The following is a 17,701-nucleotide window of genomic DNA, read 5'->3' as shown; positions in this document are numbered from 1 at the left end:
CGAATAATAAATGGTACCAAAATATCCCGGAATTATCGTATATATTTAATTGAGATCCTATCCTTTCGATCAGATCTATATGATGTATCATTGCAATATCATTTTAACTGGATAATAAAAGAAGTGAAATGGAACATCTAACACGATAAATCGAAATATATACAAACAATGTGACCAAGATGAAAAAGATTGAAAAGAATTTTATTAATGCGATCTATCAAAATTTTGATGGGATACAGCAATCGTTAAAAGAATCATTAAATCGGGTTCGGACTGCATCAGGGAATGGTTATCGAAATTTGTTTAATTCTAATGCCTGGGGAAGACAGTATCATAAACTGTCCATCGAAGAATTGTTTTTTATGAACCTTAACAATGATGCAATACTGGCGATATTAAATGTGTCAATTTATCATGCTATCGTTCAAAACGATTATCGTCATTTGTTAAATGGCGTATTCACCTATTCGCGGTTGAGATCTCTTCAAAGGGCATATATTCCCGGACCTGGTGACTGGATCGTGGTCGAGAGTCTAATCAATAATGATATTGCACTGCGGGAAATAGAATACCCCAAGTCTTTAGACTTTAATACGAATGTATTTTATGATACAACGCTTTTATTGAGCGGGAACTTACTCAGAACAATTTTGATTAATCCCGATTTAAAAACGCTGACCCTCGAACAATATTCAAAATTTATTGGTGAAGTTTCATCAAAATTTGACAAGGCCTTTTTACACTATTTATTCGGACTGATCACAGAGGATTACACGCTATGCCAAACTAACTTCGCAGAAATGGAACAGTTGTATAGTAGATGCCAATGGCTATCCTCTGGTTGGTACCGAGATGCTAATTTGAATAAATCCGTTCCGATATTTCTTTTGGGCCTTTATCAACTTAAAAATACTGTCAATATCGCTGTTGAAATTGAATTAGAAAATGAATTTTTAAACAATACGAATCGCTTTATCCTTGACAATCCCAATTATACACCTCAAATCTTTAACTATTTTGACGGCGAACTTGGGTTCCTAAATGAGACGTTAACAAATAATTTTGTTCCGTTTTATCAGGACTACAAAATCAAATTAGATGAAATCAAAATAGTCACTCAGGGAAAGAGATGAGAAAAGCCATTCAAGGTATGGTCATCTAGCGTAAAGTTTGTCTGAAAGGCGGATGTACCTCTATTGGCATTAAAGTTTGCTGCATTTAGCCACAAATTGCTCAAACTTCCGGTTTTTATTGATCATGACCGGTCCATGGCCGAAACAGATGATAGCAGGATTCAGTTTGGCCAGCTTCTGCAGCGATTGGATATTGCGCTGCTGATCCGTGGTGAATAAACCTGGCGGAAGCCGTAGTCCGACCGCTGTTGTGAGCAGGTTCATATTGACTGCCGCATCTCCAATAATAAGTACACCATCCCGCTCTCGGAATAAAGAGATATGACCTACCGAATGTCCAGGTGTCTCAATGACCCGAAAGTTTCCGATCATGTCGTTTTCAACAATTGTCCGTTGGACTTTATGTCCCTGGCCTGCCCAATATTTTTGTTGAAACTTTGCTATCCAATGTTGCGGTCTTGGATAATCCTTAGTTACCAAACCCGTTTCGGTTCTAAAAACTTCGTACGGATGACAGAGCAAGGGTATTGCGAAATCTTCGCACAGCTGATCGCTACAGCCCTGATGATCTGGGTGCGCATGGGTAAGAATATGTTGATAAACGGGTAGTTCCTGAAGCGCTTTCTTGACTGTGGTATACGAACTCCGTATTCCGGAGTCTATTAATACACCTTCAATAATATAGCAGTTGATACTGTTTCGAGGCATCAGTGAAATCTGAACCACCTCAGGAGCGATGTGACGTAGCATATTTTTTTGTACAAATCTACATCGCTGATCCGTGCTGCATAAGGACATTTGTCCTATAATTCCTTGGATCGATGCAAGTGTCCCTTGGCCCGGGTAAGCGAACGTTGTGTGATACCCAGGTACGATGCCAGATCTTGTGTCGCGACACGCCTGATAAGCATCGGTTCGTTCATCAAGACATGGCGGTATTTATCCACAGCCGTCCGATTGTTGTAATGCAGTAGGTAAAGCTCCTTTTGGGTATACTCTCGCTCAATCACCGATCTTATAATATTGTTCCAAGCGGTAACCTGATCAAGCAGATACAGATAGTCGGGATAGCTTATCCGATAGATGATACTATCTTCGATCACCTTAATACTCCTTCTGGATTTTTCCTGCGCCACAAATTCCGGAAATGAGGTAGCAAATTCATTTTCAAACTTGAAGCAGGTTATATTTTCTTTTCCTTCTTCGTCAATCGCATATGCCTTTACAGCACCACGGACAATAAATCCAATATAACGGCAAGTATCACCCTCACGAATAAAAAACTCGCCCCTCTTCAAGCTGATAGGTTTGAAGAAATCCGCAGAAAAGTTGATCTCCTCGTCTGAAAGTGTCCCGGTCAAGGCTAGGTAATTTTCGAGTATATCAGTCATTGGACTATTTTTCCGTTCTTTTAATTTCATTTTGACCGTCTAGTCTTATTTTCACGTTTAAATGTACATATATTTCTTAATTTGGGAATAGACAGGCAATGAAATTCACATCGCACCGATTACAGAAAATTTGTTGATAGCGCGGACAGGAAAATTAAAAATTGGCATACAAAAAGGGCTTTGGTTAGCCAAAGCCCCAGGAAACATTTATTCCTTCGCCAGCATTACCTGGATCAGGTGCTATGGGTATATTCTCAGATTTTTTCAAACCACCCCTAAATGCTTCCAATAATAGGACAACAGCAAGCGGTATTTAGTTTTAGCTATATTAAATAATTTAAACTTTTTTCAACCTAGCCTTGGTGACGGCTATATTATTCTTTAAAATGGAAACGATGTAATTCCCTTTTTTTGGAATGGAAGCTCTCTCAAAGGTTTTTGGAGCTTTTTCCGAAAGTTTTCTAGTTGTATGACACAGGGTATCAATAAAGCCTCTACCCAAATCTATAGATAAAAATTGAATGAGACGACTCACAAAAGAGGCTTTAGCATATCGACTGATATACCTAAGTGCGCTCCTTGTCCTGAGACTACAGCGGTATGAAGCTGATTTCACGCAAATGTACGCTCCCCTTAAATCTATAGAAGGTCATAAGATAGTAGCTAATCATGTCAATAAATCACATATACACCTATTTATCAATAAATTATACACCATAAAAATTTTGAAAAAAAGTCTTTTTATTTCGTAACTTTTCCTTTACATTTATATCAAACAATGCCAAAGTTGATTCGGCTTGTCGGCGTTTGAATCTTCATCTACTTAGGTCAAACATTATTTTTAACCAATTTTTAATTACATGATTATGAGTAAAATTCTGTCTTTTTTACTTCTATGGCTAGTGATCATTCCACTGGCCCATGGTCAACAACGCACGCTAAAAGGAAGCCTTGTTGACCTCGCCACCAATGCACCTTTGGGAGGTGCGACGATCCGGCTAGAATCTACCTCCATCGGGACCTCGACCAATGATCAAGGGATGTTTACATTAAATGTACCGCAGGGCGCAGTCAAACTATTGGTTACACTGGTGGGTTATGAAGATGCAAGACGTACAGTAACGGTACAAGAAAACGACATCACCATCAAAATGACAAGCAAATCGTCTGCCCTGGAGACTGTCGTGGTCACTGCGCTGGGTATTCAGCGTAAAGCCAAGAGCCTCACCTACTCGACGCAGGTGGTAAAAGGTGACGAACTGACCAAAGTGAAGGATGTCAATCCCATGAATAACCTTACCGGTAAGGTCTCGGGTGTGCAGATCAACCGCAGTTCATCGGGTATGGGTGGATCTGTGAACATTGTGCTGCGCGGATTTAAATCAAACCGCAACAACCAGCCTTTGTATGTTATTGACGGTCTTCCGATCACAAATACAGACGGTAGTGGCAACTCAGGGCCCTTTGGCGGAGGTACCGATCGTGGGGATATCCTGAGCACCTTAAATGCGGATGACATCGCCGCCATCAACGTCCTGAAAGGTGCGTCGGCATCGGCACTGTACGGTAGCCAAGGTGCCAATGGTGCCATTATGATCACCACAAAAAAGGGCGCAGAAGGAAATCTGAAAATTGACCTCTCCAGCGGTTTCACGGCGGATAAAGCGTTTTACCTTCCCAAATTGCAGTACCGCTACGGACAGACCACCCCTTCGAGCGAGGAAAGCTGGGGTGAAAAAGGTAATTTTGCTGACCCTGTAAAAGATTTCTACAATACAGGAACAACCTTTATCAATACCGTGGCGCTGAGCGGCGGAACCAATCGCATACAGAATTATTTTTCCTATGCCAACACCAGTAACAAAGGTATTCTTCCAACCAATACCTTTAAACAGCATAGCGCAACTTTTCGAAATTCGATGAATTTCTTTGACAATAAACTCTTCTTTGACGGAAGTCTGATGTATTCACGTCAGAATATTCATAATCGCCCTTCCTCAGGGCTATACTTCAGTCCAATAGCGGGCTTGTACCTGTTTCCTCGGGGGCAGGATTTTGAGAAGTACAAAAATTTCGAATATTTCTCCGAAAGTCGCAACTTCTACTTACAGGATTGGTGGAATATCAATGCCGACGCCAAACTCACCGGAACGCATCATCAGCAAAATCCGTACTGGGTACTCAACCGTATTCCTACGGATCAAAAAAGAGATAATATTATCGGACAGGCTCAATTCCGTTATACCTTGACGGACTGGCTGGCTGTAAGCGCCCGCGGAACCTTGAACAAACGCTGGGATCACTGGGAACGTCGTATCTATGCCGGAACACAAGGTGTATTGTCGGGCCTACCGATCGACGGTAAATTGGGCGACAATGGCCGTTATAATGTCGACCGCAGCGAAAGCACGGCCTTATATGGTGATCTATTGTTAACGGGTAATAAACAATGGGCCGAACAGCTTGATTTAAATTTTACAGCTGGTACCTCAATCAATGATTTACGCTCAAATGGAACTGTTCTGGATCTGGCTAGACTAGCCGTAGCCAATAAGTTTCTGATGAGCAATATCTATCGTGACGCTCCTATGCAGTCTGCGACTGAAACCATTTCAAGGCGACAGATCCAGTCTCTATTTGCTTCGGCCAATCTGGGCTACCGCGAAAAAGTTTACCTGGATTTAACGGCTAGAAACGACTGGGCTTCTACGCTGGCTAATACTCCAAAAGAACATAAGGGTTATTTTTATTGGTCGGCGGGTATATCAACTGTGCTAAGTGAATTATTCAAATTGCCGAGCGCCATTACCTACAGTAAGCTCCGTTTATCCTTTGCCCAGGTGGGGAACGATGTCGCCGCTTATAGTACAATCCCTGTCAACACCTTAAATACGGGCATTCTGACCCCAAATGTATCGGGACCTTATATGGGTATACCACTGAAACCGGAGATCAGCAAAAGTATCGAGTTAGGCTATGAAGGCCGCTTTTGGAAAGACCGCATCAATCTAGATATCGCGCTTTATAGAACCAATACCAAAGATCAATATTTTGAGTATCAGGGACCTGTGGGCGTGGTTAATACAACCGTATTTTTGAATGCAGGAAATGTTGAAAATAAAGGTATTGAAGCTGCTTTGGGTGTTACTGCAATCAAAAAAGAGCAGTTCAGCTGGAACACGGGATTTAATTTTACCGCCAACCGCAACAAGATACTAAAATTAGCTCCCAATCTCGGAAATACGTACCCGTTGGGCGGAAATTTCAATGTACTTCGCCTTGGTGGTTCCTTTGGTGATTTCTGGGCGCCTATGTTTAAGCGTGATCCGAACGGGACGATTATCGTCGATGATAATGGCCGTCCACAGATCGCTCCTGCAGGTTACATCGGCAATAATACGCCCAAAGCCATCGTCGGATGGACCAATAATGTGAATTACAAAGATTTTGGCCTGAGCTTTACCATAGACGGCAGGTTCGGCGGAAAAGTAATCAGTATCACAGACGGTTACCTCAATTCCTTTGGTGTAAGCGAAGAAAGTGCGGCTGCAAGGGACCGCGGTGGTGTTGACATTGCAGCTGTTAAAATGGACGGCACACCTTGGCAGGGTCTTCTTCCGGCGCAGGCTTACTACAGTGCTGTAGGGAACCGGGACGGTATCATCGAAGGTCAGCTATACAGTGCCACCAATATCCGGATGCGTGAGATTGCGTTAAGTTACAAACTCCCCATCAAATGGCAGGGCATCAAACAGGCCTCGATTTCACTGACAGGAAGAAACTTATTTTTCTTTCGCAACGACGCTCCTTATGATCCTGAACTCAATACAACTACCGGTGTCGGCGGCCAGGGTTACGATAGCTTTGCCCTTCCAACGACCCGCAGTTATGGTTTAAATCTCAAGGTATCCTTTTAACAACGTAGATCATGGACAATACAATCAAATTTTTCGCTTATAGCAGATTGATCTGCATTTTGCTCGTTACAGTCTTGTTAACGGGCTGTACCAAAAATTTCACGGAATTAAATACGAATCCGGCAGGTGTAACGGACGAAGAAGCAAATGCTGACTATGCACTGGTCGCTTCTTTCCTCGCGCAGGCGCAACGTGATATTATCCCCGAAAACGTCGGTGAATATCAGTTGGCCAATAACCTCTGCAGTGATACGTATGCGGGCTACCTTACACCGCCTACTCCCTTCGTTGGAAACGCGAATAACGTTACCTATAGCCTTGTTCCTGGCTGGTACCAGGCCATTTTCGTTGATCGCTACATCAAAGCGATGAATCCGCTTTTTCGTGTAGAACAAGCAACACGTAAAGAAGAAAGACTTCAGGATATTTTCGCATTTGCCAAACTTCTGAAAGTATCGGCTATGCATCGCACAAGTGACAAAGTTGGTCCTATTATCTACAGTAAATATAACATGCTGAACGAAAATGGACAGATCGATTATGATTCACAGGAAAATGCATATAAAAATTTCTTTTTGGACTTAGATACCGCCGCAACTATTTTAAAAGGTATTCAGAACAATTCATTATCGGCAGCAATGGCTAAATCTGATATGGCGTATACCGCAGACAATTACAAACGTTGGCTACGCTATACAAATACGTTGCGTCTGCGTCTGGCTTTACGTATCGTCGCCATAGCACCCAATATAGCTAAAATGGAGGGCGAAAAAGCACTCAATCCGGCTAATGGCGGGCTACTGGAGATAAACGCTGACAACTGTATTATCGGACTCAGTACAGATCATCCCTTAAATACCATCACGGGTGCCTGGGGCGATACCCGCATGAGCGCGCCCATAGAGTCTATACTCGGCGGTTATGGTGATCCGCGCTTGGCAAAGTGGTTTGATCCCGCAACGGACGCCACAGTAGCCGGACAGTATAAGGGTATACGTTCAGGTATCAATATCGATGGTAAAAGCCGTTATGAAAATTACTCGAAGCTAAAAGCATTCCCGAACCGGATCCAATTAATGGTTGCTGCTGAAAGCTGGTTTTTGAAAGCGGAAGCTGCGCTACGTGGCTGGGCCAATGCAGGTACAGCAAAGACAAACTACGAAACGGGTATAGAACGTTCTTTTGAAATGTATGACCTAAGTAAAGAACTTGCAGCTTATAAAAATAACAGCACGAGCAAGCCTAAAGCTTATGTTGATCCAAAAGCGATTAAAGCCGGTGAAAATAATGTAGCTATTGGCTCTCCTTATTTGAGCACAATGACCATCCGCTGGGACGACGGAGATTCGAACGACAGAAAACTTGAACGTATCATAACACAAAAATGGATTGCCATGTTTCCAGATGGTGATGAAGCCTGGGCAGATTACCGCCGTACAGGATACCCCATCCTGTTCCCCAACGTTGTCAATTTCAGTGGAAATGCCATACCTACAATTCCGGGCATCCGACGCATGCCCTATCCACAACGGGAATATGACAGTAATAACCAGGCGGTTACTGCAGCTGTAAAATTATTGGGAGGTCCTGATAACGGTGGTACACGCTTGTGGTGGGATGTAGCGAACAAGAAGTTTTAATAAACTATTTTATTCATTTTTTTAACTGTAATAGCCGGGTAATAGCCGGCTATTATAATTTAAATTCAAGATTATTCCGAGCTCTTGAAAAAGGGGGCTATCCCTGAGAATTTCAAATTCCTTCAAGCAACGGTTTATCTCCAGAATAACCCGCATGATCACTTGTGTTATTAGTTTGGCCCTACGGTAAAATACATCAGCTTTCATCAAGACAACTTGTCAACAGCGGAATGTGGCTGACACATCCTTACACAACCTATAGCATTTATCGATGTCAATAGATTCTGTTATTAGAATATGTAAGGTCTTTCGATAATTTGGAAGGTCTTCTCTTTTATAATTAATATCTTTGAGCTATGAATATCGAACAAATCGGACAACCTTTTCTCAAAAAATTTCCCGGAGATTTTTCCGGTAATCCTGCGCAGAGAAACACGCCAAAAGTTTTATTTGCGACGGTTAAACCTACCGGATTTAAGCAGCCTCAATTAATTGCTTTTAACGCGGCGCTTTCTGAGGAAATAGGGCTTGGAAAATTTAAAGAAAAAGATCTCTATTTTCTGGTGGGATCTCAACTTCCTGATACCATGCAGACCTATGCGACAGCTTACGCCGGACATCAATTTGGTAACTGGGCAGGACAGCTGGGGGACGGAAGAGCGATTCTCGCAGGGGAAATTATCAATGCAAATGGTAAGAAAACAGAGATCCAATGGAAAGGGGCCGGTGCAACGCCTTATTCGAGACGTGCAGACGGAAGAGCTGTATTGCGGTCGTCGGTACGCGAATACTTGATGAGTGAAGCTATGTATCACCTCGGCGTCCCCACGACCAGAGCATTGAGCCTGGCCTTTACCGGTGAAAACGTTATTCGAGATATCATGTATAACGGCAATCCTCAATACGAAAAAGGGGCCGTAGTCATCAGAACGGCCGAAAGCTTCCTTCGTTTCGGGCATTTTGAATTGATGGCTGCTCAGGGAGAATATAAGTTATTGCAGGATCTGCTTGATTTTACGATCGAAAATTACTTCCCTGAAATTGCTTCATCCGATCATCAGAAATACAAAGATTTTTTTGAGCATGTATGTACTCGGACGGCAGACTTAATGGTAGAATGGTTCAGGGTAGGTTTTGTACATGGCGTAATGAACACAGACAATATGTCCATCTTAGGCTTAACGATTGACTACGGTCCCTACTCTATGATGGATGAATATAATTTAAATTTTACCCCCAACACAACGGATCTTCCGGGGAGAAGATATGCATTTGGAAAGCAAGGACAGATTGCACAATGGAATCTATGGAAACTTGCTAACGCCCTCCAGCCGATAATCAACGATGACAAATTCCTGGAAAGCAAGTTAAATAATTTCGCAGTCTATTTTTGGGAGAGCCATGACAACATGCTTTGCAAAAAATTCGGATTTGATGGGCTCAGAACAACGGATGAAGAGTTTTTCAGCAACTGGCAGGGTTTAATGCAGGAGTTGGAACTGGATCACACCTTATTCTTCAATCAATTAGAGAAAATAGCTCCTGATACGGATTTAAAAGAACATTTCAGTCCGGTAGCATATAGCGTTTTAAATGAAGAAAAACTCATAAAACTTGAAAGCTTCATTGAACAGTATCAATCCCGTCTGCATTCAAATTCGATTTCAAAGGAAGAATCCCTGGAATTAATGAAAAAGGCGAATCCTAAATTTATACTGCGTAACTATCTGCTTTACGAGTGTATCGAAGAAATTGGTAAGGGGAAAAAAGAAATGTTGACTAAATTAACTCGGGCCTTAGAAAACCCATATCAGGAGCTATTTCCGGAATTTTCTGTAAAGCGCCCATCAAACTATAACGACACCGCAGGATGCTCTACACTCTCCTGTAGCTCATAACAGCAGATATTGTTTTGCTCGATGCACGAAATAAAGCAGCCATACGACATGTATCTAGATCAAGGATATCTGTACGTATCGCTGCATCATAATTGCCTGCTATAAAAGTCCGCTAAAAGCGCTAACACAAAGTCCATGTAGCCGCCGGCTACGAGCTTAGGGAAGCAGCTTTTAGGATTTTTCAAAGGGGTGCCCAGCGCATCAGGCTTGGTTAGGAATATTCAACATATCCTTTTAAAATAAGATCTGATATAATCCCAAACCAGAAGCAAAAAGGTACAGCTTGCCCTTTAATGTGAGGGTTTTCGGTAATATTATGTCATCGCACTTAAAACGTTGTTTTTTCAGTTCGTAATAAGACAAATAATCCGGACTGGGCAGTTTGCCATTGCGCCAACCAACCAGAACATCCTCGTCGAATTTAGGAATTTCAGTTTTGGGTATATCAAGCTCGCTTTTAAAAAGATCTGTTTGTCTAACGACTAAAGTTTGGTTGATCACCATAAATACATCGCATCGCTCTGTATTCACGATTGTGTAGGGACAGGGGTTCAGCCCATAAGGTTTCAGCAGCTCAAATTCGTACTCAGCTAACGCTTTCATCTGCAGGCTATCGTTCAGACCTTTCAATTCTTCTGATTTTTTTTGCAAGCTATCTGCAATAACCACCGTTTTAAATTCTTCCTGCTTTTTATAATCCGGATAGAAAAACTTCTTTCCGTTAAAATATAAATTTCCTTGTTTATCGATATAAAATGGTCGTTTCCAGTCGTAGTTCTTTTCAAATAGAATGTTTTTATCTACATCCATAATTTTTATGGGCGAGTTACTGTTGTCGGGCTTTAAAAGTATTCTATCGTCATTTAAAAACACAAGACTACTTAAGCCAGTCATATCGGTAACTTTGTTGAACTTGCTTTCGTCTTTTAGCAATTCGACCAGTTGAGGAATGTCTGGATGTTTATCTTTTTTAGGGATAGGATTGCAGCCTAAAAATGTAAGCATTACAAAGAAAAGAAGGTATCTCATGAGTTATTCTTTCGTATAGTTTGATTGTCCATTGATATCAACCGATTCACCTAGATACTTTGGCTTTCTGCCTCTAATAACATCCAAAGCAGCTTTGGTAACGGAAAATTTTTCCCGAAATGCATAATATTTATACCCAGGATAGATTCCCCTATCTGCGCTATAGCCAAATGATGTTATACCCAATTTATCTCCGAGATAAATACATCTGTTCAAGTGGTATTTTTGAGAGACCAGAATTGCTGTGTCAACATGAAAGATATGTTTTGCACGGAACATCGTCGAGTAACTATCGAAGCCGGCATAGTCGATGTAGATCTTTGTGGTGTCAACGCCATTTTTCTGACAATATAACTTCATTACAGTAAGCTCATCATATTCATCCCTTCCGTTATCTCCGGAAAGCAATATTTTATCCACTTTGTTGTTTTTGTACAGCGAAATACCAGCATCAAGCCTATCTTTTAAATATCTACTTGGCTGATTGCCGTTTATACCAGCGCCAAAAATAATGGCTACTTTGGTTTTGGGAACGTCTTTAAGTTCAGTGAAAATCAGATTCTCCGTTTTGGCTGTTATGTTGCTGTTGGTTGCGAAAACAACAACTAGGACTACGAAGCATAGAATAATATCTGCTATAAGGAACTTTTTAATCTTTTTCATGCGTTGATTTTACAACAGTTTTATAAAAATCGTTTTGTTATGTCTTCGGCAAAACTACTGACAAAGCTATTTAACAAACATGCCAGACAGCAACATATTATCATTAAAATTCAAGGTCACCTTATATGGTGAGGTTTTAATTTCAATATAGTTGGCAAAATCAACCGGATTATACGCTATTTTCAGTTTTTCTAACAACTCTAATACCTCTTCAAATTTTAACCCTGGTTTTAAGCCATTTTCAAATGAGATATCCACCTTTCTAAAGTCGTTGATAGCATAACCATTGATCAAGTTTTCTCTTTGATTATCGGGATTGCCTTTACTTACAGCAAAGTAAAAGTAGATATCGTGATAATTATTCTGATAATAGATTTCGTTCGTTTTTCCAGTCATACCATCAATTTCTGTCATTCGTTCAAAACGTTTGTTTATGGCTGACTTTACAAAGTCTTCTTCAGTTGCTCTACTGACAACCAAACCATTCATATTCCAGTTCTTGTCAATTTTTATCGTAGGTTTCTCTTTAACATCTTCTGGCTTGGTTGAATTTTTCATCAACCCGGCCATGTATTTTTCATTGTTGCATCCGCCAAAGTCAATTAAACCATTCATGATATCCCAATAGCAGGATTTAGATAGATCGGTATTGTTCAAGATGATTAATCTCCTGTAATCTGGAGCGAAAAATATAAACTTGTTTTCAGCCTTTACATTCCAGTACAAACCGTGGTCCGTATTTGGATTTTTAGTCCCCTTACCGTATTTCGCCTCTAATTTCTTTAAGATATCGGTCTGCAGTTTTGGCGTTTTCAGCTCAATTCTTACACCGTAGATTTTACTTTCGGCATCGTAATTTTTTAAAGCCGCATTTAATTCATCGATATTTTTAGCGGGTTTAAGATCGATATGCCCGCCCCCAAAACGAGTTATACTGTCGGTTTTGAGCTTCTCTGCATCGATTTGAAAAATAATCCGCTGGTCTTCCAAATCTATTCCGTCAAAACTATATTTCTTCGATTTTTCAACCTCCAGCAATAAACTAAAAGGATACTCTACAGTTTCTACACCAATCAATAATGCGTCATCAAAACTGCTGACCTTTTCAATTGGTTCGTTTAAGTTCAGGGTCGCTATATCTATCTTTTCTTGACTTCTGCAAGAAAAAAATAGCGTTAAAATGGCTAGTGATAATATTTTCTTCATGTATGATTAATCTAAAATGCCAATGTATTGGCTGACGATGCCTACTTTATTTTATATTTAAATTTAGCTGTAAAACCTATAGGAAACTGAACAAATTATAATTCGCTGGGGATAAATTATCATTCGTAGGTATTTGCGTTTTTTTTGCCGCAATCGGGCTTAAGTGTATACTACCGTCCTTTTTCAATTATCTAGAGCCTTTCGCGGCCACGGAACCGGTTGAAATAAGATTAGCAAGATTGTTGTTATAAGCTAACCAACCTTATAAATCACACCTAAATTACTGATTTACTTAGCATTGAGCAGCACCATTACAATAATCGGAGTAGTTTATATTATAAACTGTCTATGGCAATTATCTAGCCCCTACTCAAAACGTGGACATATCAAAATAATCAGATGCTATCATACAGCAATTATTTTTTAATCTTTTCTATTGTATGTGCTGTAATTTTTAATCTTACCTATTTCATGTTGACAAGCTATACAAGTTAATTTTAATTTTCTTCTACAGCATTATTTACTACGTTCGCATAGCTACACATCAATAATCTAAATGGCATTCTTTCGAGAAGAAATCAGAATTCCTAATAATAAAATTGATTTTTACAGATTGGCTTACAGTCCTAATTGGAAAGCGCCTCAATTGTAGTGTACGTCGTCCAGGCACTGCACACCAAAGAAAACAGGAGGCAGTATAAAAAAATATCTATAGGCCTTCTAAGCTTGATCAAAAAAACAATGACAAACATCAATGGGCAAACTGTAATAAAAATAAAAATACCTGCGGCAATAGTCTCAAAAATATCCTGATTATAATTCATCAGCAAGAGTAATATCCCGATGTAAAACAGCCAGACGAAAAACGGAGCGACAAAGCATAACAGCAAACCCCACAATAGCCGAAGTTTAAGGTACTCTGGCCGAGCTTTGCGATAATTTATATATAAAAAATAACCTAGACCTGCCATGCATAGGATCAGAACAGCCAACTGAACATAGGTATTAAAAATGCTGTCTGCCCGGGTGTTGATCGTTGAAGTAGACTTGAGTTTACCCCCACTGTAGCGTTTGATCTGGGTGGTTTCTCCATTGACAAATGCCTGAATGATCTGATCTCCACCGATAGTATCCCTAATCGTCCAAATTGAGTCTTCAAGCCCCATCTTATAAAACCCTTCAATGATGGTTTTACCGCCTTTAGTTCGTGTAAAACGTCCGTCAAGCCGTCCACCATTAAACCGCAAAGAATCAGTACCCTGGTCGGTATTAAGGGTTAACATGCTTATTTTTCCGGGAGGAATCAGGCTGGCACTATCTGCAAGAAGACGCAAAACTGTAAGGTCAAGATGTTCAACCGATCGGTTTTTACTGTAATCGTCCTCTCTCTTAGGCCTACGGATATATAGGTAATTTATTTTGACCGCGAGCAAGGAATCTCTCTTGTAAAACTTGAGTTCATCATGGGCATTAAAATACCGGATGGTCGGATTTTTTAACAATACATACTGTGGCTGCTCGAAAAATTGAATATATCGTGGCTGACTGGTCGCACAAAAAGAGAAAATTGCAATAGCACCAATAAAATAGGCCGTCAATCGGGTCTTTAACGTTGAACCGATAGTCGGCCGTGAAACTCTTTTTATGTGTAACCATGCAAATAAAAGCATGAACAATGCAATCAGATCGGTAGGATCCACTGTTCTTGCAATACTAAAATAGGGTTTCAGAAACTGAATAATCCCAGAAGAATAGTTACTTTTCCAAAATACAAATAAGACTGCAGTAGTGATAAAAACCGATAATTTATGCCTAGGAAAAATTGCTGACCAGAAAATAGGAAAAATAAAAAGTCCGCTGAAATCGGAAAGTTTTCCGGTAACCGCATTATGAAAGGCAGCTTTAAGAAAAAAATCATTGACAATCAATAGAACAAGAAAAAAAATAAAAAGCGGTGAAACAAGATGCTTTAGGCGTCCATACATATTTTAGCGTTTACATTTTCTATTGATACCTATTACGCGATTTGGTAACCTGCAAACACACATCGATTGAAGTTATGATTCGAAAATTCAAAAACCTTTAATTGCACTATAAAAATAGAATAGATTAGAATTAGATGATTGTTACTTATGTTGATGGCAAATTTAGGTATCCGGGATACGAATACCCAATTTGGCTATATTCGATACAGGACCGTCCTTGCCAGTAGAGAAGGTCACCTCTCATTATTTAATCTTACTGGTATCAACTGGCCAGGTATCGGTCCTAAAAGGAGCCAACGGTAGACCTTCCTTACTAAAAATATTACCTATTCCCGTGTTACTAAACTGGTATCGAACAGCAACAGGATTGTTTACCCGTTTATTTGAAACAATCATCTGTTTGCCTTTTATTTCTACAGTAGCAGGATAGAATTTCTGATCTGCACCCGAAATAAAAATTTCCTTTCCTTCATTTCCTTTTATTTTCAACCCAGAACCCAAGTTATCGAAATCAATTACGATTTGATTTTTCCGCACTGTAAAAGACCTAAAGATTGGGCTTTTATAACTTCCTTTATTTAGACCATAAGTTTCGGATAGCGCATAATTCGCTAAGCGCAAGCCCACATCTTTCTTGTTTGCAGGATGGATATTTAGTGTATCGTTAACCAGATCCGAAATGACCACCATTCCTGTATTTTCTGTCTTTAAATTCTTCGTCTGCGCTTCCCGAAGTAAAGCGCCTACATGGTGGTTTAAATATCTATTTGGTGCAATCTGTACGTAATAAAACGGAAAGTTTTTACGCCAGGAAGCACGCCAAGAGGCGATCATGGTATCCATTAATTGGGTATAACTAGCGGCGGTTTCAACGTTACTCTCCCCTTGATACCATATTGCTCCGGCAATGTTGAAATTGGTAAATGGCGCAATCATAGCATTATAAGTATATCCTGGTGTAATAGGCCACCAAGAAGAGGGTTTCTTTTGAGCTGCCGCATCTTTCAACGTACTATTACTTTCGACCAGTTCGGCCGGCGTCCATACTTCGGCAGGAGTACCGCCCCAGTTACTGCTGATCAATCCTATTGGAACATTCAATTCCTTATTGAGTACTTTTCCAAAATAATAAGCTACTGCACTAAAATTTTTCAAGGTATTGCTATCGCAGACCATCCAGTTTCCCTCATTGTTATCCTGTGGTGTTTCCGAGGTCGCCTTAGTGACCTGGAACAGCTTGATATTTAACTTGTCGAGATCCGAAAACTCATCTTTAATGCTGGAAATACCGTTGTAATAATTCCATTCCATATTGGACTGACCACTGCAAATCCAAACCTCACCAATCCACACATTTTCAAGAATAATTTTATTTTCACCTTCAAATACGATCGTATAAGGCCCGCCTGCCTTTGGCGTCTGAACCGAACTGTACCATTTGGCATTTCCATCGGCTGTTACCTCAGCAATGTTGTTATCCCAAGAGGTGATAATTTTGACTTTTTCTCCAGGTTTAGACCATCCCCATAATTGAACCCTTGATTGCTGCTGCAAAACCATATTATTCGCCAAAATACTTGGTAAACGAATTGCTGCCTGCAACGAAAACATAAAAAAATAAAAAATCAGAAAGGAAAGAGATTTATACATATCATTTGAATTTATAATTAAATTACCCTTAAATGCCACGCCAAATGAAATCAAAATTTAGAATGGTTAGGTGCTATTATCGAACTCTAAGTTAGTTCATTAACAATAAAGTATGTTGATGTTTATTGATATTTTTGCTAATAATGTCTAAATAAAGGAAGTATTTGAACTCATCGGTATTGGTTATCCGCCCTATTCGCTAAAAAGCGTATGCTAACCGGCTCTGTCACCGGAACAGTAAATTCAAAATCCTTAAACTACAATTCATTATTGTCCAATGCATTAGAATATTCCTAAATGATATTTATTGGCCATAGGCAAATTTATTGGCTATAACTTAGCCGAGGTATCCATTAACATCCCATAGGAGTTTTTATAATAATTAATTTGGTGACCTTCTGGCCATTATTTATCCGTTTGCCAGTTATCCGTAAGAAATAACGGCTTATATTTACTGCACATGGGTACTCATACGGAGAATTTGTTTTTGCCAGAAGTTTAAACCACTCCTCGCCACATTGTTCCTTTACTGTTTGCTTCAACTCGTCCATCGATACCGCGGGAAAGTGATTGTAATCCTGTTCGCTATATTCATCAGCGATGAATTGTCTATTTGAATTTTCTTTTAGCCACTTCCAGTCGGAATTAAAATGTTCCCAATCAATGAGATCGCAGTGGGGTCCTTCATTCATTATAGTAATGCTGGTTTCATAGCGTTGTTCAACAGTCAAACTTGTAAGCTCCTCACTAAAAATGGAGATGAGACGTCCTTCAAGGCTTTCTCCAACTTCGGCTTCGATCTCAGCAGTATCCTGTTGAATATCATTCATTTTTTCGGCATCAAAAATAGCCATGCCGTTAATAGTAACTAAAAGGTCATTAAATTTTATTGTTGTAATTGTGCTAGCTGCATTCGGAGTATATGCATCGGATATACGCCTACTGTCACTTTCGCCTAAAGGCGTGCTTTTATTGTGAGCCAGCAGGAGGTCCGTAGTATCTTTTTTTGCAACTTCGCTCACAGCAGACTGTTGAGCATCAGCTTGGTTTTTAATTTTTTTATCGTTGCCACAGCTTAAAACCACTAGGGCCAGTATAGTAAAAGTAATATTTCTCCACATGATAAACTTATTTTAAATGGAAGCTATAGCCGTTGTCAACTGTCTTATTTTTATGTAATCCTCTGTTA

At 40.0% G+C, this 17,701-nt stretch carries 12 protein-coding genes and 1 riboswitch; of the genes, 4 read left to right on the top strand and 8 right to left on the bottom strand.

Annotated features, from left to right (window positions below; translation table 11 throughout):
* Positions 1–179: 179 nt before the first annotated feature.
* Positions 180–1,133 carry a hypothetical protein gene (locus ABDW32_RS02000; RefSeq protein ID WP_343558892.1) on the top strand — a complete coding sequence of 318 codons (954 nt, stop codon included), beginning with the start codon at positions 180–182 and terminating at the stop codon, positions 1,131–1,133.
* A gap of 69 nt (positions 1,134–1,202) precedes the next feature.
* Here the strand turns inward: ABDW32_RS02000 and ABDW32_RS01995 are convergent, their stop codons facing one another.
* A complete protein-coding gene (locus tag ABDW32_RS01995; protein ID WP_343558891.1) occupies positions 1,203–1,883 on the bottom strand; it encodes an MBL fold metallo-hydrolase in 681 nt (226 codons plus the stop codon).
* Positions 1,884–1,936: 53 nt separating this feature from the next.
* Positions 1,937–2,554, bottom strand: coding sequence for a Crp/Fnr family transcriptional regulator (locus ABDW32_RS01990; protein ID WP_343558889.1), 618 nt, complete (start codon positions 2,552–2,554; stop codon positions 1,937–1,939).
* A 162-nt stretch (positions 2,555–2,716) separates the two neighbouring features.
* A riboswitch (TPP riboswitch) is annotated at positions 2,717–2,811 on the bottom strand.
* A gap of 579 nt (positions 2,812–3,390) precedes the next feature.
* On the opposite strand from ABDW32_RS01990, the gene ABDW32_RS01985 reads away from it, so the two are divergent.
* From ABDW32_RS01985 to ABDW32_RS01975, 3 genes are all read left to right on the top strand, one after another.
* Positions 3,391–6,441 carry a SusC/RagA family TonB-linked outer membrane protein gene (locus tag ABDW32_RS01985; protein ID WP_343558887.1) on the top strand — a complete coding sequence of 1,017 codons (3,051 nt, stop codon included), beginning with the start codon at positions 3,391–3,393 and terminating at the stop codon, positions 6,439–6,441.
* An 11-nt stretch (positions 6,442–6,452) separates the two neighbouring features.
* Entirely contained in the window at positions 6,453–8,081 is a 1,629-nt protein-coding gene (locus ABDW32_RS01980; RefSeq protein WP_343558886.1) for a SusD/RagB family nutrient-binding outer membrane lipoprotein, read from the top strand.
* Between the two features lie 356 nt (positions 8,082–8,437).
* Positions 8,438–9,979: a YdiU family protein gene (locus ABDW32_RS01975; protein WP_343558884.1), complete on the top strand. Its 1,542-nt coding sequence runs from the start codon at positions 8,438–8,440 to the stop codon at positions 9,977–9,979.
* 234 nt (positions 9,980–10,213) lie between these two features.
* On the opposite strand, the gene ABDW32_RS01970 is transcribed toward ABDW32_RS01975, so the two are convergent.
* From ABDW32_RS01970 to ABDW32_RS01945, 6 genes are all read right to left on the bottom strand, one after another.
* Positions 10,214–11,008, bottom strand: a complete 795-nt coding sequence (locus ABDW32_RS01970) for a hypothetical protein (protein WP_343558883.1) — start codon at positions 11,006–11,008, stop codon at positions 10,214–10,216.
* 3 nt (positions 11,009–11,011) lie between these two features.
* Positions 11,012–11,671 carry an ElyC/SanA/YdcF family protein gene (locus tag ABDW32_RS01965; RefSeq protein WP_343558881.1) on the bottom strand — a complete coding sequence of 220 codons (660 nt, stop codon included), beginning with the start codon at positions 11,669–11,671 and terminating at the stop codon, positions 11,012–11,014.
* 66 nt (positions 11,672–11,737) lie between these two features.
* Complete coding sequence (locus ABDW32_RS01960) at positions 11,738–12,877, bottom strand: hypothetical protein (protein ID WP_343558880.1); 1,140 nt, start codon at positions 12,875–12,877, stop codon at positions 11,738–11,740.
* Positions 12,878–13,503: 626 nt separating this feature from the next.
* Positions 13,504–14,862 carry a hypothetical protein gene (locus ABDW32_RS01955; protein ID WP_343558879.1) on the bottom strand — a complete coding sequence of 453 codons (1,359 nt, stop codon included), beginning with the start codon at positions 14,860–14,862 and terminating at the stop codon, positions 13,504–13,506.
* 243 nt (positions 14,863–15,105) lie between these two features.
* Complete coding sequence (locus ABDW32_RS01950) at positions 15,106–16,512, bottom strand: sialate O-acetylesterase (protein WP_343558878.1); 1,407 nt, start codon at positions 16,510–16,512, stop codon at positions 15,106–15,108.
* Between the two features lie 353 nt (positions 16,513–16,865).
* Positions 16,866–17,633, bottom strand: coding sequence for a hypothetical protein (locus ABDW32_RS01945; protein ID WP_343558877.1), 768 nt, complete (start codon positions 17,631–17,633; stop codon positions 16,866–16,868).
* Positions 17,634–17,701 lie beyond the last annotated feature (68 nt).

It is taken from the genome of Sphingobacterium sp., from assembly GCF_039596235.1.
GTDB lineage: Bacteria > Bacteroidota > Bacteroidia > Sphingobacteriales > Sphingobacteriaceae > Sphingobacterium.
Note: the sequence above shows the minus strand (reverse complement) of the source record. Positions and strands in the feature narration are given on the sequence as shown.

Bases quoted from the DNA above. Each gene is read 5' to 3' on its own strand.
- ABDW32_RS02000 (WP_343558892.1), top strand. From the start codon at position 180: ATGAAAAAGATTGAAAAGAATTTTATTAATGCGATCTATCAAAATTTT.
- ABDW32_RS01995 (WP_343558891.1), bottom strand. From the start codon at position 1,883: ATGCTACGTCACATCGCTCCTGAGGTGGTTCAGATTTCACTGATGCCT.
- ABDW32_RS01990 (WP_343558889.1), bottom strand. From the start codon at position 2,554: ATGAAATTAAAAGAACGGAAAAATAGTCCAATGACTGATATACTCGAA.
- ABDW32_RS01985 (WP_343558887.1), top strand. From the start codon at position 3,391: ATGAGTAAAATTCTGTCTTTTTTACTTCTATGGCTAGTGATCATTCCA.
- ABDW32_RS01980 (WP_343558886.1), top strand. From the start codon at position 6,453: ATGGACAATACAATCAAATTTTTCGCTTATAGCAGATTGATCTGCATT.
- ABDW32_RS01975 (WP_343558884.1), top strand. From the start codon at position 8,438: ATGAATATCGAACAAATCGGACAACCTTTTCTCAAAAAATTTCCCGGA.
- ABDW32_RS01970 (WP_343558883.1), bottom strand. From the start codon at position 11,008: ATGAGATACCTTCTTTTCTTTGTAATGCTTACATTTTTAGGCTGCAAT.
- ABDW32_RS01965 (WP_343558881.1), bottom strand. From the start codon at position 11,671: ATGAAAAAGATTAAAAAGTTCCTTATAGCAGATATTATTCTATGCTTC.
- ABDW32_RS01960 (WP_343558880.1), bottom strand. From the start codon at position 12,877: ATGAAGAAAATATTATCACTAGCCATTTTAACGCTATTTTTTTCTTGC.
- ABDW32_RS01955 (WP_343558879.1), bottom strand. From the start codon at position 14,862: ATGTATGGACGCCTAAAGCATCTTGTTTCACCGCTTTTTATTTTTTTT.
- ABDW32_RS01950 (WP_343558878.1), bottom strand. From the start codon at position 16,512: ATGTATAAATCTCTTTCCTTTCTGATTTTTTATTTTTTTATGTTTTCG.
- ABDW32_RS01945 (WP_343558877.1), bottom strand. From the start codon at position 17,633: ATGTGGAGAAATATTACTTTTACTATACTGGCCCTAGTGGTTTTAAGC.